General features: G+C 65.2%; 22 protein-coding genes. 4 read left to right on the forward strand and 18 right to left on the reverse strand.

Annotated features, from left to right (window positions below; genetic code table 11):
* Nucleotides 1-402 precede the first annotated feature (402 nt).
* A complete protein-coding gene (locus tag BBTA_RS27265) occupies nt 403-624 on the forward strand; it encodes a hypothetical protein (protein ID WP_012045741.1) in 222 nt (73 codons plus the stop codon).
* Nucleotides 625-697: 73 nt separating this feature from the next.
* Here BBTA_RS27265 and BBTA_RS27270 read toward each other — a convergent pair whose 3' ends face one another.
* The 9 genes from BBTA_RS27270 to phnG are packed head-to-tail and all read right to left on the reverse strand — an operon-like array spanning nt 698 to nt 7,645.
* A complete protein-coding gene (locus BBTA_RS27270) occupies nt 698-1,306 on the reverse strand; it encodes a pyridoxamine 5'-phosphate oxidase family protein (RefSeq protein ID WP_012045742.1) in 609 nt (202 codons plus the stop codon).
* A complete protein-coding gene (gene phnN / locus BBTA_RS27275; protein ID WP_012045743.1) occupies nt 1,284-1,928 on the reverse strand; it encodes a phosphonate metabolism protein/1,5-bisphosphokinase (PRPP-forming) PhnN in 645 nt (214 codons plus the stop codon). The genes BBTA_RS27270 and phnN overlap by 23 nt, the downstream gene beginning before the upstream one ends.
* Nucleotides 1,925-3,082 carry an alpha-D-ribose 1-methylphosphonate 5-triphosphate diphosphatase gene (locus BBTA_RS27280; RefSeq protein WP_012045744.1) on the reverse strand — a complete coding sequence of 386 codons (1,158 nt, stop codon included), beginning with the start codon at nt 3,080-3,082 and terminating at the stop codon, nt 1,925-1,927. The genes phnN and BBTA_RS27280 overlap by 4 nt, the downstream gene beginning before the upstream one ends.
* Before the next feature lie 14 nt (nt 3,083-3,096).
* Entirely contained in the window at nt 3,097-3,795 is a 699-nt protein-coding gene (gene phnL / locus BBTA_RS27285; protein ID WP_041750926.1) for a phosphonate C-P lyase system protein PhnL, read from the reverse strand.
* A gap of 11 nt (nt 3,796-3,806) precedes the next feature.
* A complete protein-coding gene (gene phnK, locus BBTA_RS27290; RefSeq protein ID WP_012045746.1) occupies nt 3,807-4,601 on the reverse strand; it encodes a phosphonate C-P lyase system protein PhnK in 795 nt (264 codons plus the stop codon).
* A complete protein-coding gene (locus BBTA_RS27295) occupies nt 4,594-5,478 on the reverse strand; it encodes an alpha-D-ribose 1-methylphosphonate 5-phosphate C-P-lyase PhnJ (RefSeq protein WP_012045747.1) in 885 nt (294 codons plus the stop codon). The genes phnK and BBTA_RS27295 overlap by 8 nt, the downstream gene beginning before the upstream one ends.
* Nucleotides 5,475-6,578 carry a carbon-phosphorus lyase complex subunit PhnI gene (locus BBTA_RS27300; protein ID WP_012045748.1) on the reverse strand — a complete coding sequence of 368 codons (1,104 nt, stop codon included), beginning with the start codon at nt 6,576-6,578 and terminating at the stop codon, nt 5,475-5,477. Before BBTA_RS27300 ends, BBTA_RS27295 begins: the two co-directional genes overlap by 4 nt.
* Before the next feature lie 3 nt (nt 6,579-6,581).
* Nucleotides 6,582-7,193: a phosphonate C-P lyase system protein PhnH gene (gene phnH, locus BBTA_RS27305; protein ID WP_012045749.1), complete on the reverse strand. Its 612-nt coding sequence runs from the start codon at nt 7,191-7,193 to the stop codon at nt 6,582-6,584.
* Nucleotides 7,193-7,645, reverse strand: a complete 453-nt coding sequence (gene phnG / locus BBTA_RS27310) for a phosphonate C-P lyase system protein PhnG (protein ID WP_012045750.1) — start codon at nt 7,643-7,645, stop codon at nt 7,193-7,195. The genes phnH and phnG overlap by 1 nt, the downstream gene beginning before the upstream one ends.
* A gap of 143 nt (nt 7,646-7,788) precedes the next feature.
* Between phnG and phnF the strand changes: the two genes are divergently transcribed.
* Entirely contained in the window at nt 7,789-8,514 is a 726-nt protein-coding gene (gene phnF, locus BBTA_RS27315) for a phosphonate metabolism transcriptional regulator PhnF (protein WP_012045751.1), read from the forward strand.
* 30 nt (nt 8,515-8,544) lie between these two features.
* On the opposite strand, the gene BBTA_RS27320 is transcribed toward phnF, so the two are convergent.
* From BBTA_RS27320 to phnC, 9 genes are all read right to left on the reverse strand, one after another.
* Nucleotides 8,545-9,387, reverse strand: a complete 843-nt coding sequence (locus tag BBTA_RS27320; RefSeq protein WP_012045752.1) for a phosphodiesterase — start codon at nt 9,385-9,387, stop codon at nt 8,545-8,547.
* Nucleotides 9,388-9,390: 3 nt separating this feature from the next.
* Nucleotides 9,391-10,446: an ABC transporter ATP-binding protein gene (locus BBTA_RS27325; protein ID WP_012045753.1), complete on the reverse strand. Its 1,056-nt coding sequence runs from the start codon at nt 10,444-10,446 to the stop codon at nt 9,391-9,393.
* 2 nt (nt 10,447-10,448) lie between these two features.
* The gene (locus BBTA_RS27330) at nt 10,449-11,234 is read right to left on the reverse strand and encodes an ABC transporter permease (protein WP_012045754.1); all 786 of its coding nucleotides are present in this window, start codon (nt 11,232-11,234) and stop codon (nt 10,449-10,451) included.
* 4 nt (nt 11,235-11,238) lie between these two features.
* Nucleotides 11,239-12,054: an ABC transporter permease gene (locus tag BBTA_RS27335; RefSeq protein WP_012045755.1), complete on the reverse strand. Its 816-nt coding sequence runs from the start codon at nt 12,052-12,054 to the stop codon at nt 11,239-11,241.
* A gap of 47 nt (nt 12,055-12,101) precedes the next feature.
* Nucleotides 12,102-13,109: an ABC transporter substrate-binding protein gene (locus BBTA_RS27340; RefSeq protein ID WP_012045756.1), complete on the reverse strand. Its 1,008-nt coding sequence runs from the start codon at nt 13,107-13,109 to the stop codon at nt 12,102-12,104.
* A 160-nt stretch (nt 13,110-13,269) separates the two neighbouring features.
* Nucleotides 13,270-14,118, reverse strand: coding sequence for a phosphonate ABC transporter, permease protein PhnE (gene phnE / locus BBTA_RS27345; RefSeq protein WP_012045757.1), 849 nt, complete (start codon nt 14,116-14,118; stop codon nt 13,270-13,272).
* On the reverse strand, nt 14,115-14,999 hold the full coding sequence (phnE, locus tag BBTA_RS27350) for a phosphonate ABC transporter, permease protein PhnE (protein ID WP_012045758.1): 885 nt from the start codon (nt 14,997-14,999) through the stop codon (nt 14,115-14,117). The genes phnE (BBTA_RS27345) and phnE (BBTA_RS27350) overlap by 4 nt, the downstream gene beginning before the upstream one ends.
* A 123-nt stretch (nt 15,000-15,122) precedes the next feature.
* The gene (phnD, locus tag BBTA_RS27355; RefSeq protein ID WP_012045759.1) at nt 15,123-16,055 is read right to left on the reverse strand and encodes a phosphonate ABC transporter substrate-binding protein; all 933 of its coding nucleotides are present in this window, start codon (nt 16,053-16,055) and stop codon (nt 15,123-15,125) included.
* A gap of 81 nt (nt 16,056-16,136) precedes the next feature.
* Entirely contained in the window at nt 16,137-16,946 is an 810-nt protein-coding gene (gene phnC / locus BBTA_RS27360) for a phosphonate ABC transporter ATP-binding protein (protein WP_012045760.1), read from the reverse strand.
* A 172-nt stretch (nt 16,947-17,118) separates the two neighbouring features.
* Between phnC and BBTA_RS27365 the strand changes: the two genes are divergently transcribed.
* Nucleotides 17,119-17,781 (forward strand): acetyltransferase, encoded by a 663-nt coding sequence (locus tag BBTA_RS27365; protein WP_012045761.1) that lies wholly within the window; start codon nt 17,119-17,121, stop codon nt 17,779-17,781.
* Complete coding sequence (locus tag BBTA_RS27370) at nt 17,778-18,965, forward strand: alpha-D-ribose 1-methylphosphonate 5-triphosphate diphosphatase (RefSeq protein ID WP_012045762.1); 1,188 nt, start codon at nt 17,778-17,780, stop codon at nt 18,963-18,965. The genes BBTA_RS27365 and BBTA_RS27370 overlap by 4 nt, the downstream gene beginning before the upstream one ends.
* Nucleotides 18,966-18,967 lie beyond the last annotated feature (2 nt).

Genomic DNA, 18,967 nt, shown 5'->3' on the forward strand with positions numbered 1-18,967 from the left:
AGGCTCAGGATCAGCCCACCCAGGCTGCGCCACCAGGTTCTGCGGTTCACAGGCGGCAGCTCATCAGTCAGGTCAGCCATTCAGCGCGCGTTCCGAATCAAACATGCGCACCGGCCGATTCGAGCGCGAAGACGGCGCCGTTTGACACATCGATGTGACAGCGGCGTTACGCCTGCGGCGGATGATTTGCCTTAATTTTCTATTAACAGCATATGACCGTTCACCGTTTCCAACAGGGTTAGCTGCAATGCAGCAGTCCCTGTCGAGATCATTCAAATTTGAATTAATTCACACGCGGTTCGGGCGTAATGAAGCGGCCGTATCACTACGGGTGCAGGAAGGTCGCATCTTCGTCACGCGGCTTCCCTAAGACGAATGCGGGACGTCAACTTTCGAGGCAGCATGAACGCGGAATTCGAACAGGAACTCACGCCGGATCAATGGGAGACGCTGAAGGCGCTCCGCATTCCCGCGCGCGACCGCCGCCGGCTGAATGGCATGATCGTCGAGCAGCTCGTAGCGCTTGGACTCGCGGTCATCGACAGCGGCGCTGCGAAGCTCACCCTCGCCGGGCGCAAGGTCCTCGTCAGGGGATCCTCGCGCCTGCTCGACCTCGCGGCCTGATCGTCGGGCCGTCCTGCAACCCAGTCTTTGACAAGGATGTCTTTGACACTCTTGTCTTTGAGCCGCGCTGAAATCACCACATCGATTTCCGCGCGCGCTCAGGCCACTCACGGTCATAGGCCGCACCATCAATATCGGCGGTCATGGCGGCCAGGATCTGGCCCGGCGTCGGCAGCTCTCGCGGATCGACGCGCTTCTCCGGGTTCCAGAGATCGGCACGAACAATCGCCCGCGCGCATTGAAAGTAGATCTCCTCCACCGTCATGACGAGCACTGTGCGCGGCAGCTTGCCTTCCATGCGGAACGATTCCAGCAGGTCGGGCGCGGTCGACAGATGACCATGCCCATTGACGCGCAGCGTGTTGCCCGATCCCGGAATCAGGAACAGCAGAGCGATGCGCGGATCGCGCACGATGTTGCGCAGGGAATCGACCCGGTTGTTGCCGCGGCGATCGGGCATCATCAGCGTCTTCTCATCGTGGATACGGATGAAGCCCGGAAGATCGCCGCGCGGCGAGCAATCGAGGCCTTCAGGGCCGCAGGTCGCGAGCGCCGCGAACGGCGATTTCTCGATCATCACGCGATAGTGCGGTGTCACGCGATCGGCCACCTTGGCCGTCGAGGCCAGCCCGGTCTCACCATAGATCGCTTCGAGCTGCTCAATCGTGGTGATGACCGACATGGCTGCCTCCTTCCGTGGCTTCGACCGGCGTCGCCTCACGCGGTCCCCTGATGATCTGCGTCAGCCTGTGACCATGCGGCTCGGGATCACCGACATTGACGATCGTCACGTCTGCCGCGACGTCGTCGTCGTTCACCGCGCGGTGGAGGCGCTCGCTGATATCGCCGTCGCTCGGGCGATGCCGTTTGCCGAGACGCTCCGCGAGAACGTCTGGCGGCGCCGTGATCGTGACGACGATGACATGGGCGTAGCTGCGCCGCGCAGCCGCGATGACGGTGCGCGAGACATTCACGACGACGGTGCGGCCCGCCAGGATGTCGTCATTGATCGACCGCGGCACACCGTAGCCGTGCCCATGCGCATCCCAATGCAGCGCGAACTGACCGGCGTCGAGCGCCTCGCGAAAGCCGGCCGCGCTCATTTCGAGATTGTCCTCGAAGGCGGAAGCCGCGCGGGTGACGATCCGTTGCGGAAACACGACGCGGTCATCCCCAGCGCAGTCGCGGCGTGCGACGTTGAGCAACGTATCCTTGCCCGCGCCGCTCGGCCCGACCACCAGCACCAGGCGCCCCGGCCCGAGCTTCTCACGCAAATCCTGCGCTACGGCCGCCGCTTCGCTCATGCCACCCGCAATCCTTCTCGCCAGACGCTGCGCACCACCGGCAACTGGCCCGCGACACGAACGCGGATCAGGTCGGCCCGTTTGCCCGCGGCGATCTCGCCGCGATCATGCAGGCCGACGGCGTCGGCGGGAGCCTTGGTCACCGTGCGCACGGCGGCGGCGAGATCGATGGCCGGCACTCGCTGCGGCAGCTGCAGCGCGCCCATCAGCAGGCTCGACGGCACATAGTCCGACGACAGGATGTCCAGCAGACCCTCGCGGGCGAGGTCGACCGCCGCGATATTGCCGGAGTGCGAGCCGCCGCGAACGACGTTCGGCGCCCCCATCAAAATGCTGATGCCCGCCTCGTGCAGGCCACGCGCCGCCTCGATCGTGGTCGGAAATTCGGCGACCGCGATGCCGTCCTTGATCGCGTCCGCAACATTCTCCTCGGTGGTGTCGTCGTGACTGGCCAAGGGCACGTCATGGGTCTTGGCCAGCGCAACGATGTCGCGGATGTTCGGCGCAGCATAGGCCTGCTGATACGCAAACCGTCGCGCGAACATCACGTCGAGCTCCGCGTCCGTCTTGCCGCCGCTCTTGCCACGGTAGTAGTCGCGCAGCTTGCCCTCGTCGCGGAACTGCCGCTGGCCCGGCGTGTGGTCCATCAGCGACATCAGCCGCACGTCAGGGCGCCCCGCCAGCTGCCGCGCCTCCTCGACCACCGTGGGCATCGGCACCTCGCAGCGCAGATGCAGGAAGTGGTCGGAGCGCAGCAGTCCGCCATCGCGGGCCGTCGCGATCGCCTCGGCCAGCATATTGGCCTGACCATCGACGCCTTCGGTGCCATCCTCGGTCCACACGCGCAAGGAGTCGAGAACCGTGGTGATGCCGGCGGTCGCCAGCTGCGCGTCATAGGAGATGACTGCCGCAACGGGATCCCAATGCACCTTCGGGCGCGGTACGACGTGGGCCTCGAGGTGATCGGTATGCAGCTCGACGAGGCCCGGCATCAGCAGATCGCCCTCGACGTCAAGACTGCCGGCCGGTGCATCGCCTTCGCCGAACTCGACGATCCTGCCAGCGGCAACGGCCACCCAGCCCTGCTCAATGACCCGATCCGCGAGGACCAGCCTGGCATTGCCTAATACCGTGTCGGACATGTTCGCGCTCATCTGCAATCCTGCCTCTATGCCGCCGCTGCGAAGGTCGTCACATCGACCGTGCGATCAGCGATCTGCTCACGAATCTCATCGTCATGCACGATCGCGAGCATCGCCACGCCGTCCTGCTTCTTCGCCGCGATGAGGTCGACAACAACGGCGCGGTTGGCAGCGTCCAACGACGCCGTCGGCTCGTCCAGCAACAGGATCGGAACGTCCGAGATGAACCCGCGTGCGATGTTGACGCGCTGTTGCTCGCCACCGGAGAAGGTCGATGGCGGCAGGGACCATAACCGCTCCGGAATGTTCAGGCGACCGAGCAACGCGCCGGCGCGAGCACGGGCCGCGTCGCGCCCCAGGCCCGCCGCCAGCAGCGGCTCGGCGACGACATCCAGCGCCGGTACGCGCGGCACCGCGCGCAGGAACTGGCTGACATAGCCGATCGTCTGCCGCCTTGCATTCAGGACCAGTCGCGGTTCCGCGCCGGCAAGGTCGGTCATCTCGCCCTGGTGACGAACGGCGATCCGGCCACCGTCGCAGCGATAATTGCCGAAGATCATCTTCAGGATCGACGACTTGCCGGCGCCCGAGGGCCCCGACAACACGACGCATTCCCCTGTCTTGACCTGAAACGACACGCCACGCACCACCGGCAGCGAGATGCCGCCCTGCAGATGCATAATGAAGGTCTTACGGGCATCCTCAATATCGATCATCACGGTCATTGCGGTCGGGCTCATGGCGGCAGGATCGAGGAGACGAGAAGCTGTGTGTATGGCTCGCGCGGATCGTCGAGCACCTGGTCGGTCAGGCCGGTCTCGATCACCCGCCCCTCCTTCATGACCATCACACGATGAGACAACAGCCGCGCCACCGCAAGATCATGCGTGACCACGATCGCCGCGAGGCCGAGCTCGTTCACGAGGCTGCGCATCATGTCGAGCAGGCGAGCCTGAACCGACACGTCGAGTCCGCCGGTCGGCTCGTCCATGAACACCAGCCGCGGCTCGGTAACGAGATTGCGCGCGATCTGCAGCCGCTGCCGCATGCCGCCCGAATAGGTGCGGGGCGCATCGTCGATGCGGGCCACGTCGATCTCGACCCGCTCCAGCCAGGACGATGCCGTCTGCCTGATCCGGCCGTAATGATTCCAGCCGACCGCCATCAGCCGCTCGCCGACATTGGCGCCGGCCGACACCGCCATGCGCAGCCCCTGCGCCGGGTCCTGATGCACATAGCCCCAATCGGTGCGGAACAGGAAGCGGCGCTCGGCCTCGCCGAGATCCGCGAGATCGCGCAGCACACCATCTCGCATGCGGTAGGACACGTGGCCCGCGCTCGGCGCAAGCTGCGCCGACAGCATCTGCAGCAGTGTCGACTTGCCCGAACCGGACTCCCCGACGATGGCGAGCACCTCGCCGGGATAGAGCACGAACGAGACGTCGCGGCAGGCTGCGAGGCGGCCATAGCTCTTCGACAGCGCCTCGGCGACCAGCAGCGGCTGATCGGACGTGCGGGTGACCTCAGACATGAGCGCCCTCCTTGTGCGGCGCGGCGTTTTGCGTGCCGCGATGCCCGGCAGCCTGGCGGCCCTCGCAATAGTCGGTGTCGGAGCACACGAACATGCGGCTGCCCTTGTCGTCGGTGACAATCTCGTCGAGGTAGGAATCCTCGGCGCCGCACAGCGCGCAGGGCGCGTCGAACTTGTAGCGCGTGAACGGATGATCCTCGAAATCGAGCGACACCACCGACGTATAGGGCGGGATGGCATAGATCCGCTTCTCGCGTCCAGCCCCGAACAGTTGCAGCGCCGGACAATTGTCCATCTTCGGATTGTCAAATTTCGGCGTCGGCGACGGATCCATCACGTAGCGCGCATTGACCTTGACCGGATAGGCGTAGGACGTCGCGATGTGCCCGAAGCGCGCAATGTCCTCGTACAGCTTGACATGCATCAGGCCATATTCCGCCAGCGCATGCATGCGGCGCGTCTCGGTCTCACGCGGCTCGAGGAAGCGCAACGGCTCCGGAATCGGCACCTGATAGACCAGCACCTGCCCCTCTTGCAGCGGCGCCTCGGGAATGCGGTGGCGGGTCTGGATCACGGTCGCGGCCTCTGTCGAGGTCGTCGTGGCCACGCCCGCGGTCTTGGCGAAGAACTTGCGGATCGAGATCGCGTTGGTGGTGTCGTCGGAGCCCTGGTCGATGACCTTGAGCACATCGTCGGGGCCGAGGATGGCCGCCGTGACCTGCACGCCGCCGGTGCCCCAGCCATAAGGCATCGGCATCTCGCGGCTGGCGAACGGCACCTGATAGCCGGGGATGGCGATCGCCTTCAGGATCGCGCGGCGGATCATCCGCTTGGTCTGCTCGTCGAGATAGGCGAAGTTGTACGTCGGCGCGTTCATTCCGCGGCCTCCTTCAGTGCAGGCTCGGCATTGGCCTCGGCGAATTCCCGGCGCAGCTTGCGCAACAGGCCGAGCTCGGACTGGAAGTCGACGTAATGCGGCAGCTTCAGATGCTCGACGAAGCCCGTCGCCTGCACATTGTCGGAATGCGACAGCACGAACTCCTCGTCCTGCGCGGGTGCGACCAGATCTTCACCGAGCTCGCGCGCGCGCAGCGCGCGATCGACCAGCGCCATCGACATCGTCTTGCGCTCGCTCTGGCCGAAGGCGAGGCCATAGCCGCGCGTGAAACATGGCGGCTCGGTCGCGGAGCCCTTGAACTGATTGACCATCTGGCATTCCGTCAGCTCGATCGAGCCGAGCGGCACGGCAAAGCCGATCTCCTCGGCGAAGAATTCGACCTCGACCTCACCGAAACGGATCTCGCCGGCGAAAGGATGATTGCGACCGTAGCCACGCTGGGTCGAATAGCCGAGCGCCAGCAGAAAGCCCTCGTCGCCGCGCGCCAGATTCTGCAGGCGCAGGTCGCGGCCCGCAGGAAAACCAAGGGGATCGCGCGTCAGGTCGCCGACCGGCGCCCCCTCCACGGTCTGCGGCGACGGCTCGATCAGCCCGTCCTGGCCGAGGATATCGGTCACGCGCGGCGTCGGCGCATGCGACGCCTCGGCGAGCGCCGGCGCATCCGGATCGCTGGCCATTGCGAGTTGCGGATCGAGCAGCCGATGCGTGTAGTCGAAGGTCGGCCCCAGCACCTGCCCGCCGGGAATGTCCTTGAAGGTCGACGACACCCGCCGCTGCACCCGCATCGCGCCGGTATCGACCGGCTCAGTCGCACCGAAGCGCGGCAGGGTCGCGCGGAACGCCCGCACCAGGAAGATCGCCTCGATCAGATCGCCACGGGCCTGCTTGATCGCAAGCGCGGCCAGCTCGCGATCATACAGCGAGCCCTCGCTCATGACGCGATCGACCGCGAGCCCGAGCTGCTCCGAGATTTGCGCCAGTGAGAGCTCCGGCACATTCCGGTCGCCCCGGCGCTCATGCGCCAGCAGCCGGTGTGCATTCTCGATGGCGCGCTCGCCACCCTTGACGGCGACATACATGCCTCAACCTCCTGCAGCGGCGAGCCGCGTCGTGCGCGGCATCGCGACCAGCGAACGGCCGTCGACCAGGATCACGTCGATGCCGCGTGGAAACAGAGCTTCGTTGATCGACAGCCTTGCGAACAAATCGGCGGGCGCGATCGATGCGCAAAGCGACACCGTGCCGTCGATCCCAGGCCCACGCAGCTGACACATCGGCCCGACGGAGAGACTCGCCACCTGCAACACCAGTGTCGTCGAGCGATCGGGATAGTCCGCGCTGCCGAGCGCGAAGCTGCGCAGATCCGGAAGCTGCTCTGGCGCTGCAACCAAGGCGAAGCTTGCGAGGGCGGGATCGGCGACGATCGGAGCCCCGGTGTGAAACTTCAGCCACGCCCCGATATCCGGCGCGCCCGACAAGGGGGCATCGAGCCAGATCGGCGTCTCCTGATCGAACAGCGTCAGGGCGATGGCGGCAACACCGGCCATCATCGACGGCGGCCGGCCGACGCCGTCCTCGACCTGCATCACCTGCCCCGGACGCGCCATGGCCTCCATCACCGTGCGGAAGGTCGCCTGCGCCGACAGCACCTTGTCGGCGAAGCCGGGCTGCAGCGCGCGATCCAAGCTCTGCATCATCCTTCTCCGCGAACCATCGTGTAGAAATCGACACGCGTGGCTGCCGCCTGCGCGGCCGCCTGATCCCGCGCCGCGCGCATCTCGGCCCGCAAGGGCGCTACGACCTTGACCTCGATCGCACTGGCATGATCGGGTGATTGGATCAACGCGTCGCACAGCGCAATCAGCCGCGCCTTCTCGCCGTCACGGCCAAGCACATAACCGAAGCCGACCTCACCGCTGTGAAGACGGATGGCCGCCCGCGACACCGTGGCCTCGCCGAGATTGAATGGCGCACCATCGCCGCCGATGCGGCCGCGCACCATGACGAGACCGTTCTCCGGCGCACGCAGCTGCTGATAGGGCGGCAGAGGCAGCTCTGCCATACGCAGCGCGATGTCGGCTGCCGGCGCATGCGACAGCACTTGCATCGCCCCCTGGCGTCTCTCCTGCAACGTATTGCCGCTCATATTGCCGTCCATGTTGCCCCTGATGGCCACTGTCGATCTTGCCCGGCTCAAGTTGTCTATGATAATAGACAACTTGATAAGAGAGCGCCATGACTGTTTGATGACATGGACGTGATTTTCACCAGCGCAGGCGGGACATCCGAATGAGCATGCCGGACGCCGATTCAGGCGTGGCCCTATGGCGACGGGTCGCCGACGGCATCGAGCGCGACATCGCCGGCGGGCGGTTCGCGGCCGGCGCGCGCCTGCCCGGGGAAACCGAGATCGCCGAGACCTATCGCGTCAACCGCCATACGGTGCGGCGCGCGCTGGCGATGCTGGCCGAACGCGGCTTGGTGCGAGCCGAGCGCGGCAGCGGCACCTATGTGGAAGCGCCCCGGCTGTCCTATCCGCTGCGCTCGCGCACCCGCTTTTCCGAGATCGTCGGCGCCGGTGGGCGCGAGCCGCGCGGACAGTTGATCGCGAGTTCGGAGGAGCCGGCAACGCGCGAGCTCGCCCGCGAGCTGGCCTTGAAGACCGGCGCGCCGCTGATCCGCATCGAGGCGTTGCGCTTCGCCGACAAGACACCGATTTGCGTCAGCACCTCCTGGCTCTCGGCAGAGCGCTTTCCGGATGCCGCGCGGATCTTCGCGACAACCCGCTCGATGACGGCGCTGCTCGCGCATTACGGTATGCGCGACTACCGGCGCGGCAAGACGCGTATCACTGCGGCGATCGCGGACGCCAGCGATGCCGCGCGCCTGGACCTCGCGTTGGGCCGCCCGGTCCTGGTCGTCGAGAGCACGGACATCGACGCGGACGGCACGCCGCTCGTCAGCAAGCGCTCACGCTTCGCCGCCGAGCGTGTCACCTTCGAAGTGGAAGCTTAGCGCAAGATTCTGCAACCGCGACCGCGGCGGTCAATCGATCAGCGTGCCGTCCGCGTTGAAGAACGGATGCGGCCCACCGAAATCGCCGATCGGGATCTGATGCGTGACCAGCGTGCCGAACGCCGCGCCGGGAAACCAGGCATGCAAATGGAAGGCCGGCGGCTCGATCCTGAAGGACGGCGGCTGGCGCTCAGCCAGATCGAGATCGACGGCGTGGTTCGGCGCAGGACAGATCGTACAGAGGACGCCGGCAAACCTCGTCAGCGTCGCCCGATGGACATGTCCGCACCCGATCAGTTGGACGCGCGGATGCCGCGCGACGATCTCGGCCAGGGCGTCGGCATTGCGCAGATTCTGCCGGTCCATGTGCCAGATGCCCGCGGCAAAGGGCGGATGATGCAGGAACAACAGCGCCGGCCTGTCCGCGCGAGCGGATAATTCGGCGTCCAGCCAGTGCAGCGTATCGTCATCGAGCTCACCATGCGGATGACCGGGAACGCTGGAGTCGAGAAGAAGCAGATCCAGATCGGCGAGCTCGACGCGCCGGTTCAGCGCACCGGACGGCATTGCGAAACAATGATCCGGAAAGGCGGCGCGCATCAGCGCGCGCGAATCGTGGTTGCCGGGAACGGCCACGAAGGGAATGGCGAGACCAGCCAGCAGGCTCTTGAGGTGATCATACTCTGCCGTCGACGGCGTGTCGGCGAGATCGCCGGAGATCACCACCAGATCGATCCGGGGGACGAACCTGTTCAGCTCATCGACGCAGCGGCTCAGCGCCAGCGCCGTATCGACCCGGCGATAGGCCAGATGTCCGGGCGCCTTGACGTGGAGGTCCGAGATCTGGGCGATGAGGATGGGGCTCTTCGTCATGGGTCAGCCTTCCGCGGGAAGCAGGCGAATCGAGTCCGCCGCGATGGAGAGGCCGATCCGCTCGCCCGCGCGCACATGGATCGTGTGCGGCACATCCAGCGCAAGCGGAATCGCGGCCGCGTCGCGCACGATGATGCGTTGACGGTCGCCGGCAAAACGAATGCTGTCGACGATGCCGGTGAGGCTCGCTTTGTCCGCATCCACGATCCGGATCGTCTCGGGGCGGACCATCGCCACGGCCCTGGCGCGAGAGCCTGTCGAACCGACCGGCTGACGACCGCCGGGCAGGATCAGATCGCCGCTCTCGATCGGGGCCTCGATGATATTGGCCGCGCCGACGAACTCCGCAACGAAGCGGTCGGCAGGGGTGAAGTAGATCTCGCGCGGCGTTCCGACCTGGGCGATCGCACCCTTGCGCATCACCACGATGCGGTCGCCGAGCTCCATCGCCTCGGCCTGGTCATGCGTGACATAGATCGCCGTGATGCCCAGCGTGCGCAGCAGGCCGTTCAATTCGCCGCGCAGGCGCTCGCGCAGGGCGGCATCGAGCGCGGTCAGCGGCTCGTCGAGCAGCAGCACGCTCGGCCTGATGGCGACGGCGCGCGCCAGCGCGACGCGCTGCCGCTGACCACCGGACAGCTGATCGATGCGGCGATGTTCCAGTCCGCCCAGATTGGTCAGCGTGATCAGCTCGGCGACACGCGCCGCGCGTTCCAACCTCGACACGCCGCGGATCCTGAGCCCGTAGCCGATATTCTCCGCCACGGTCATGTTGGGAAACAACGCGTAGGATTGGAACACCATCCCGACATTGCGCTTCTCGATCGGCTGCCGCGTCAGATCCTTGCCGTCAAACAGCACGCGGCCGCCCGCATCGGGCATCTCCAGCCCGGCGACGATCCGCAACAGCGTGGTCTTGCCGCAGCCGGAGGGACCAAGCAGCACCAGCGTCTCGCTCTGCGCAATGTCGAGCGTGGCGCGCGCGAGCGCGCAGGTGCCGTCGGCAAAGGTCTTGCCGCAGTTCTCGACCTTCAGCGCCGCGCCATGGCGGATCATCATCGTCACTTCGCACTCCCCCTCTCGCCGATCCATTGCATCGCCACCAACAGCGGAATGATCATGACGAAGAAGATCAACGTATAGGCCGAGGCCACTTCGAGCCGCATCGACGCGTAGCTGTCGGCGAGCCCGACCGGCAGGGTCTTGGTCAAGGGCGTGTGCAACATCCATGTGAGGTTGAACTCGCCGAGCGACAGCGTCACCACCATGAGGCTGCCGGCCAGGATGCCCGGCGCCGCATTGGGCACGATGACATCGACGAAACGGCGCCAGGGCGCGGCACCGAGCGATGCGGCGCCTTCATCCAGCGACTTGACGTCGATGCTGGCGAAGATGGCCATGACGGAGCGCACCATGAACGGCATCGTGAAGATGACATGGCCCGCAAGAATGAACAGCCACGAGCGGCGAAAGTTGCCGAAGCCGCCATAGGACAACAGCAGCCCGAGCGCCAGCGCGAGACCCGGAATCGCGACCGGCAAGGTGATGATCTCCTCGACCAGGCGAGCCAGCCGGCCGCCGCGGACATAGAGCGCGTAGGCTGCGGGAACGCCAACGACGAGCGTGACCAGCAGCGTCCCCAGCGCGATCGCGATCGAGGCCATGATCGTGCCGGCATAGAGATCCAAGACCTGGGCGACCCATTGCAGCGTGACGCCGGACTGGATGCCGCGGAAGTAGTTGACGGTCACGCCCGCCGCGATCGAAAGCGCGGCAGGCACGGCGAGAAACGCCGCGACGATCAAGGTGAACAGAAGTTGCAGGGCGAAGATGATCCGGTCGCGCACGCGTCTATCCCGCCGCCGCAACGGAGTTGCCGGTAAAGGAGCGCGCCAGCGCCAGGATGAGCCAGGTCATCACGCCGAGCCCGACCGATAGCGCCGCCGACGTCGCGAGATTTCCGGCCAAAGTGAACTCCGTGTAGATCAGCATCGGCAGCACATCGATATTGGTGGCCAGAGTGAAGGCCGTTCCGAACGCACCCATGGCCGTGGCAAAGGCGATGGCACCTGAGGCCACCAGAGCCGGCGCGAGCCCCGGCAGGATCACGTCGCGCAGCACGGCGAAGGGCCCGGCGCCGAGCGAGCGCGCCGCCTCCGCAAGCCCCGGATCGAGCTTCTGCGCCGCGGCCATGATGGTGAGGATGACGCGCGGGATCGAAAAATAGAGGTAGCCGAGGAACAGGCCATAGATCGAATAGGCGAAGACGAGCTTGTCTCCGGTCAGGCGCGCCGAGACGTCGCCGATCAGCCCCTGGCGGCCGGCCAGCAGGATGATCATGAAGCCGATGACGACGCCGGGAAACGCCAGCGGGAATGTCAGGATCGCCACCAGAACCGCACGCCCGGGGAAGCGGTGACGCTGCAGGAACAGGCCGGCGATGGTTGCGATGATCAACGTCGCGACGGTGGTCGCCGCCGCCAGCAGCACCGTATTCACGAGCGTGGCGCGGTAGCGCGGCTCGACGAGAATCGCGAGATATTCGGCCAGCCCGCGTGGTCCTTCCGCACCGGTGACGAGCAGCCGCGCCATCGGCAGCAGAAAGAAGGCGGCCGTCACGGCCGCCAAAGGCAACAGGCAGATCCAGACGAAGGATTTGTGCGACATGAGATCACGGACGTCCCGCCGGTCAGGCCGGCGGGACCTGGTCCTCCTTAGCGGACCTCGGACAGATAACGGTCGACGAACGCCTTCTGCGCCGTTTCCATGTCGCCCCAATTGACGCTCTTGGCACGGGCGTAGTCGCTGTCCGGCAGGAACTTGGTCTTGACGGCCTCGGGCAGCTCGATCGGACGTGCCGGACGCAGATAGGCATTCGTCCAGATCGCCTGGCCCTTGTCGGAGAGCAGGTAGTCGATGACCTTCTTCGCCTTGTCCTTGTCGGGCGCATTCTTCACCAGGCCGACGACGTAAGGAAACACCACTGAACCCTCGCAGGGAATCACAAACTCGAAATTGCCCTTCTCGGTGTATTTTGCGCGGTAGGCGTTGAAGTCGTAGTCGAACAGAATCGGGATCTCGCCCGAGACCACGCGCGCATAGGACGTCTGCTTCGGCACGATCGGATCGTTCTTGCGCAGGTCCTTGAAGAAGCTCAGAGCCGGATCGAAATTGGACTGCGAGCCGCCAAGCGCAAGATTGACCGCGACAGCGCCGACATAGCCGACAGCCGCCGAGCTCGGATCGAGATAGCCCACCATGCCCTTGTAGTCGGGCTTCAGCAGATCCTTCCAGCAGGCCGGGACCGGCTTCCCGCCGAGCGCGTCCTTGTTCACGAACAGGCCGAGCGTGCCGGAATGGATGGTGGTCCAATAGCCGTCAGCGTCCTTCAGACCGGCCGGGACCTGGTCCCAATTGGCCGGCTTATAGGCTTCCAGCGCATCCTGCGCCTTCGCCTTCATGCCGAAGGTGACGCCGAAATAGCCGATGTCGCCGACGGGATTGCTCTTCTCGGCGAGAATCTGGGCCAGCGCCTGGCCGGAGTTCTTGTTGTCGTGCGGGATGTCATAGCCGAGATCGGTCTTGATGGCCTTGAGCATCGAGGCCCAATCAGCCCATTCCGGCGGGCAATTGTAGCAGATGACGTCAGCGGCTTTGGCTTGCTGCGACGGCGCCAGGACGACCAGCGCGAGCAGCGCAAGAACGAGGCGGGTGACCTTCATGACGTTGAAAACTCCGTATGTCTGGCACGGCGGCCAGTTCCCGAGCTTCCCCTAAAGGCGGCGCATGAAGGATTTGCGACAGCGCGTGCGGCGCACACAAGCGAGGCCGCACGCTCATCGTTTGCCTACGAACGACCTCTACCTTCAGCTGCCGACATGATCAGGCGACGGCGCGGCGGCCGATGATGGCGAAGCGCAGCTTGCCCGAGATCCAGTCGATCGCCGCGACCGCCACCAGGATCATCAGGATCAGGAACGACACCCGCTGCCATTCCAGCACGCGGATCTGCTCGGCCAGCTGCAGCCCGATGCCGCCCGCACCGACGATGCCGATGATCGTCGCCGAACGGGTATTGGATTCGATGAAGTACAACACCTGGCCGGCGATCACGGGAAGAACCTGCGGCAGGAGGCCGAAGCGGATCTCGTGCAGCGCGCTGCCGCCCGAGGCGCGCACGCCTTCGACCTGTTTCCTGTCCGCGCTTTCCATCGCTTCCGAGAACAGCTTGCCGAGCGCGCCGAAATCCGAAACGGCAATCGCGAGCACGCCGGCAAACGGGCCGAGACCGACGACATTGATCCAGACCAGCGCCCAGATCAGCGTGTCGACGCCTCGGATGGTGTCGAACAGCCGTCGCACCGGAAAGCGGAAGATCGCCGAGGGGATGATGTTGCGCGCTGCGAGCAGGCTGACTGGCAGCGCAAAACATGCGGCCAGCGTCGTGCCCAGCACGGCGATGGACAGCGTCTCGCCGAGGGCCTTCAGATAGATCGGCAGCGAGGCGCCGGGATCCGGCGGCAGCATCAAGAGCGCGATCCAGCCGAGCTGGCTGAGGCCCGACAGCATGCGCGACGGCGAGAATTCGAGATCGACAAGGCCGAAGACGAAGATCGCCAGTGCGAGCACCAGCACCAGCGGCGTCGCCAGCCGGGCGGACAGCGGCCGGTCGAAGATCTCGGGATAGCGCTCCCGGATCTGTTGCGAGTCGGGCGCTTGCTGACGGCTCATGAGCGGGCCTCCGCGCCAAACAACCGTCCGCGCAGCCAGCCGGTGCTGATATCGATCAGGAACACCGTCAGCACGATCATGACGAGGATGGCGCTGACATCCGAGTAGTAAAATTTGCGGATCGCGACCACGAGTTCCTGCCCGATGCCGCCGGCGCCGACGAAGCCCATCACCGAGGCTTCGCGCACGTTGATTTCGAAGCGCAACAGCGTGTAGCTGGAAAATCCGGCGATCACCTGCGGCAGCACCGCGAAGCGCATGCAGGACAGCCAGCTTGCGCCGGTCGCGCGAATGCCCTCGACCGGCTTCATGTCGGCGTTTTCGACCACCTCGGAGAACAGCTTGCCGAGCGCGCCGCTGGAATGCACGGCGATCGCGAGCACGCCGGGGATCGGGCCAAGACCGAAGGCGATGACGAAAATCAGCGCGAACACGATGCCCGGCACGGTACGGGCGAATTCGAGCAGGCGCCGTACCACGAAGCGGATCCAGGGCGCCGGCGAGGTGTTCTCCGCGGCGAGGAAGTTGAGGCAGAATGCCACGACCATGCCCGCGATGGTGCCGACATAGCTGATCAGCAGCGTCTCGCCGAGCAGTTTGAGCCACTTCTTGAGGCCCCAGAACCATTCGGGAATGTTGGTCCAGACCCGCTGACCGTCATCGAGCGTGAAGATGCGATCGAAATAGCTGACGAAATTGCCGAAGTAGGTGTAGAGCGTCCGCAGATTGACCTCGGCGCCGACCGCCGCAACCAGCAGCACGGCGATGAACACCACCGCCGAGATCGCAAAGCGCAGACGACGGCGGAACACCGCCCGGCGATAGACGCCGTTCAGAGCCGCAAGTTGCTGGCTCGGCAGGATCGAAACGGCGACCGCCATCGGAGTTGTGCTGCTTCCGGTTCGGATGTGTCAGACGTGGGTTGACAAAGCTTGCTCGACCAACCTTGCGCAAGACAAGAGCCGGGTCTGTCCGACCCGGCTCTTGCTGGCATGATGTGTCGATCAGGAGGCCTTCTTGCGCAGGCTGTCGACGAACTTGATCAGGTCGATGGTGCCGTCCCAATCCTTGGTCGTGGCGGGATGGAAGCCCTTCTTCTGGCCGTCGGACAGACGGTCGAACGCCGCCTTGTCCTTGGTCGGGGCGTCGAAGAAGGCCTTGGCGATCGCCTGCTTGGCCTCTTCCGGCAGATCGGCATTGTAGGCGTAGGGCCCGTTGATGATCGGCGCCGATTTGTGGATGATGCGGAAATCGTCCTTCTTCATCGGCGAACCGTCGGCGTTCTTCAGCATGCCCTTGGTCAGCATCTGCGCCAGCGTCGAGTCGTTATCGCTGGTCCACTGATTCGCCGCGACGTCGACGGTGCCCTGCGCCAGCGCCAGGATCGCATTCTCATGGCTGCCGGTGAACACGACCTTGCTGAAATAGCCGTCGGCATTGGTGATGCCCATCTTGTTCAGCTCGAAACGCGGCACGTTGTTGCCTGAGGTCGAGTTCGGATCGACTAGGCCGAGATTCTTGCCCTTGAGGTCCTCGACCTTCTGATACGGGCTGTTCGCCTTGACGAAGAACACCGAGTAATAGCCCGTGCTGCCGTCGGCGTTGATGTCGTTGGCGAAGGCGTCGATCTTGACACCAGTCAGCCGGGCGCGGGCGAACGAGGCCGAGCCATAGCTTGCGATGTGGATATTGCCGGCGCGCTGCCCCTCGATCACGGCTGCATAGTCGTTGGCGATGCGCAGCGTGACCTTGGTGCCGAGTTCCTTGGATAGATAGTTCACGAACGGCGTCCACCGCTCGGTCACACCGGACGCATTCTCTGCCGGAATGACAGCGAAGGTCAGCTCCGGATACTTCGCCCTCCAATCTTCAGCGGAGGCCGAAGCGGTGAACGCCAGCGCAGCGACGCCCGCGAGAACGATGCGACGATTGATCATGAATTGCCCTCTTGTTGCAGTAAGTAACAGACCTCGTCCTCAGCACCTGCGGAGATCCAAGGTCGCAGAAAATTCCTGTCGTCAGGCCACGGCGGCTTCGCCGAGCGCCGGCACGGTTGCCGCCGGCGCCGGATGAGCCGCTCCCATGACCTCGTCAGCCTCGAGGTCGTAGAGTTCGCGCGCAATCTGCGCCGTCAGGGCCGCGGGCACATCGTCGAAAACGACCCGCCCCGTGGCCATGCCGATCAGGCGATCGCAATAGCTCCGCGCCAGATCCAGCGAATGCAGATTGCAGATCACGGTGATGCCGAAATGCTTGTTGATGCGCAGCAGCGCGTCCATCACGATCTTGGTGTTGCGCGGATCGAGCGAGGCAATCGGCTCGTCGGCAAGAATGATCTCAGGATTCTGGACCAGAGCGCGCGCGATCGCGACACGCTGTTGCTGGCCACCGGACAATTGATCGGCGCGCTGCGCGGCAAGCGCAGCCATGTCGAACTGCTCAAGGGCCGACAGTGCCATGGCGACGTCCTCCGCCGGCCAGAGCTGTGCCAGCGAGCGCCACGACGGAATCTCGGCCAGCCGCCCCATCAGCACGTTGGTCAGCACGTCGAGCCGGCCGACGAGATTGAACTGTTGAAAGATCATGGCGGAGCGGGCGCGCCACTGCCGCAACTCGCGACCACGCAGCGCGGTCACGTCGAGGTCCTTGAAGAGGACGCGCCCGGAGGTCACCGGGCTCAGGCGATTGATCGAACGCAGCAGGGTCGACTTGCCGGCCCCCGATCGGCCGATCACGCCGACAAAACTGCCGGGAGCAATAGAGAATGATGCGTTGTCGACCGCGGCTTTCGTGCCGAAGCGGCACGTCAGGCCATCCACCACCAGCATAGAATTCTCCAGACGCCTCGCTTTGTCGCTATCGCTAGCGTCCGGATTCTACAGATATGTGACAGTCACGCTGCGCTGCGACGATCATCCACACATCCGGCGTCATGCGACTGTCACGCACTCGTCATAATGAGGCATCATCCACCACAAGGTACCGCACACAGAGCGCGAGATGGCCGGCAAATCACTTTCGACCGAACCAACTGTTGATCCCTCGGCCAAGCTCCAGGACGTGAAGCTCGGCATCTATTGCGAGGTCGGCGCCCGCACCATCCTGCAGGAGGTGACGTTGGGCGACTATTCCTACGTCGTGAACGACTCCCAGATCACCTACACGACGATCGGCAAGTTCTGCTCGATCGCGGCAATGACCCGGATCAATCCCGGCAATCACCCGATGCACCGCGCGACCCAGGCCCACTTCACCTATCGCGCCAGCGCGTATTTTCCCGGGGAGGCCGATGATGCGGAGTTCTTCACGTGGCGCCGGGAACATCACGTCGAGATCGGCCATGACGTCTGGATCGGGCATGGCGCAATCGTGCTGCCTGGGCGCAACATCGGCACCGGCGCCGTGGTCGCTGCGGGAGCCGTGGTCACCAAGGATGTGCCGGCCTATACGATCGTCGCCGGCAACCCGGCCCGGCCGATCAAGCGTCGTTTTCCGGTCGAGGTCGAACAGCGTCTGATGGATCTCGCTTGGTGGGATTGGGACCACGCGGCGCTGCGCCGGGCGCTGCCTGATTTCCGGCGGCTCGAGATCAGCGCCTTCCTGGACAAATATGAAGCCGCTCTCGACGGCGGCCGCGCGCTGCGGCAGAGTGCCGCCCCATGACCGACATCTCGATTTCCAACGGCCTTTGCCTGATCGGCTCCGACCTCGTCGAAGCATCGCTGCTCGTCGCCAACGGCGAGATCGCTGCGATCGATCCCCGCCGCCCGCCATCGGGCATGGCACTCGACGCGCGCGGACTGACCGTGCTGCCCGGCATTGTCGACATCCACGGCGATGCCTTCGAGCGGCAGATGATGCCGCGCTCCGGCGTCGATTTTCCGATCGACGTGGCCCTGATCGACAGCGACCGGCAGGCGGTCAGCAACGGCATCACGACAGTGTTTCATGCCACGACCTGGTCGTGGGAGCCGGGCCTGCGCAGCGCCGGAAATGCGCGTCGCCTGCTCGAGGCGATCGAAAGCCTGCGGTCGCGGCTTGCCGCGGACACCCGCTTCCATCTGCGCCACGAGACCTACAATCTCGACGATGAGGACGAGATCCGCCAATTGCTCGCGGCGCGGCGCATCGACCTGTTCGCCTTCAACGACCACATGGACTCGACGGTCGCGAGCCTCGAAAAGCCGCACAAACGCCAGCGTATGGTCGACCGCACCGGCCTGTCCGGCGATGACTTCGACCGCCTCGTCACGCGCATCGCATCGCGCGGTGACGCCGTTCCGACGTCCATTGCCAGGTTGGCGGAAGCCGCGCGCGCGGCCGGCGTGCGGATGTTGTCGCATGACGACGATAGCCCGGAGATGCGCAAGGCGTTTCGCTGCCAGGGCGTGACGATCGCCGAATTTCCGGTCAATGAAGCGACGGCGCGCGAGGCCGCCGGCGGCGGCGATGCGATCGTCTTCGGCGCGCCCAATGTGGTCCGCGGCGGCAGCCATACCGGCTGGACCAAGGCGAGCGACATGATCGCCAAGGGCCTGTGCTCGGTGCTGGCGTCGGACTATTATTATCCGGCCCCCCTGCTCGCCGCGTATCGCCTCGCGGCCGACGGCATCTGTCCGTTGCCACGCGCCTGGGAGCTGATCTCGGCCGGCCCGGCCCGAGCGGCAGGCCTGTCCGATCGCGGATCCCTCGCGGAAGGCTTGCGCGCGGATATCATCCTCATTGACGACAGCGACGCCTTGCGTCCGCGTGTCGTGGCCGTGGTGGCATCGGGACGCCTGGTCTACCTGACCGAGGCCGCTCGCCTCCACGCCGTCGCCGTGCCGCGCGCGGTCGCGGCGGAGTGAGC

The sequence above is a fragment of the Bradyrhizobium sp. BTAi1 genome (genome assembly GCF_000015165.1).
Taxonomy (GTDB): domain Bacteria; phylum Pseudomonadota; class Alphaproteobacteria; order Rhizobiales; family Xanthobacteraceae; genus Bradyrhizobium; species Bradyrhizobium denitrificans.

What these genes read in the sequence shown, in the direction of transcription:
- phnK (WP_012045746.1), bottom strand. Translation starts at nt 4,601, where the DNA reads ATGTCTGAGGTCACCCGCACGTCCGATCAGCCGCTGCTGGTCGCCGAG.
- phnE (WP_012045757.1), bottom strand. Translation starts at nt 14,118, where the DNA reads ATGAGCCGTCAGCAAGCGCCCGACTCGCAACAGATCCGGGAGCGCTAT.
- phnL (WP_041750926.1), bottom strand. Translation starts at nt 3,795, where the DNA reads ATGACCGTGATGATCGATATTGAGGATGCCCGTAAGACCTTCATTATG.
- BBTA_RS27335 (WP_012045755.1), bottom strand. Translation starts at nt 12,054, where the DNA reads ATGTCGCACAAATCCTTCGTCTGGATCTGCCTGTTGCCTTTGGCGGCC.
- BBTA_RS27300 (WP_012045748.1), bottom strand. Translation starts at nt 6,578, where the DNA reads ATGTATGTCGCCGTCAAGGGTGGCGAGCGCGCCATCGAGAATGCACAC.
- BBTA_RS27320 (WP_012045752.1), bottom strand. Translation starts at nt 9,387, where the DNA reads ATGACGAAGAGCCCCATCCTCATCGCCCAGATCTCGGACCTCCACGTC.
- BBTA_RS27280 (WP_012045744.1), bottom strand. Translation starts at nt 3,082, where the DNA reads ATGAGCGCGAACATGTCCGACACGGTATTAGGCAATGCCAGGCTGGTC.
- BBTA_RS27325 (WP_012045753.1), bottom strand. Translation starts at nt 10,446, where the DNA reads ATGATGATCCGCCATGGCGCGGCGCTGAAGGTCGAGAACTGCGGCAAG.
- phnE (WP_012045758.1), bottom strand. Translation starts at nt 14,999, where the DNA reads ATGGCGGTCGCCGTTTCGATCCTGCCGAGCCAGCAACTTGCGGCTCTG.
- phnG (WP_012045750.1), bottom strand. Translation starts at nt 7,645, where the DNA reads ATGAGCGGCAATACGTTGCAGGAGAGACGCCAGGGGGCGATGCAAGTG.
- phnN (WP_012045743.1), bottom strand. Translation starts at nt 1,928, where the DNA reads ATGAGCGAAGCGGCGGCCGTAGCGCAGGATTTGCGTGAGAAGCTCGGG.
- phnF (WP_012045751.1), top strand. Translation starts at nt 7,789, where the DNA reads ATGAGCATGCCGGACGCCGATTCAGGCGTGGCCCTATGGCGACGGGTC.
- BBTA_RS27295 (WP_012045747.1), bottom strand. Translation starts at nt 5,478, where the DNA reads ATGAACGCGCCGACGTACAACTTCGCCTATCTCGACGAGCAGACCAAG.
- BBTA_RS27340 (WP_012045756.1), bottom strand. Translation starts at nt 13,109, where the DNA reads ATGAAGGTCACCCGCCTCGTTCTTGCGCTGCTCGCGCTGGTCGTCCTG.
- BBTA_RS27370 (WP_012045762.1), top strand. Translation starts at nt 17,778, where the DNA reads ATGACCGACATCTCGATTTCCAACGGCCTTTGCCTGATCGGCTCCGAC.
- BBTA_RS27265 (WP_012045741.1), top strand. Translation starts at nt 403, where the DNA reads ATGAACGCGGAATTCGAACAGGAACTCACGCCGGATCAATGGGAGACG.
- phnH (WP_012045749.1), bottom strand. Translation starts at nt 7,193, where the DNA reads ATGCAGAGCTTGGATCGCGCGCTGCAGCCCGGCTTCGCCGACAAGGTG.
- BBTA_RS27365 (WP_012045761.1), top strand. Translation starts at nt 17,119, where the DNA reads ATGGCCGGCAAATCACTTTCGACCGAACCAACTGTTGATCCCTCGGCC.
- BBTA_RS27270 (WP_012045742.1), bottom strand. Translation starts at nt 1,306, where the DNA reads ATGTCGGTCATCACCACGATTGAGCAGCTCGAAGCGATCTATGGTGAG.
- phnC (WP_012045760.1), bottom strand. Translation starts at nt 16,946, where the DNA reads ATGCTGGTGGTGGATGGCCTGACGTGCCGCTTCGGCACGAAAGCCGCG.
- phnD (WP_012045759.1), bottom strand. Translation starts at nt 16,055, where the DNA reads ATGATCAATCGTCGCATCGTTCTCGCGGGCGTCGCTGCGCTGGCGTTC.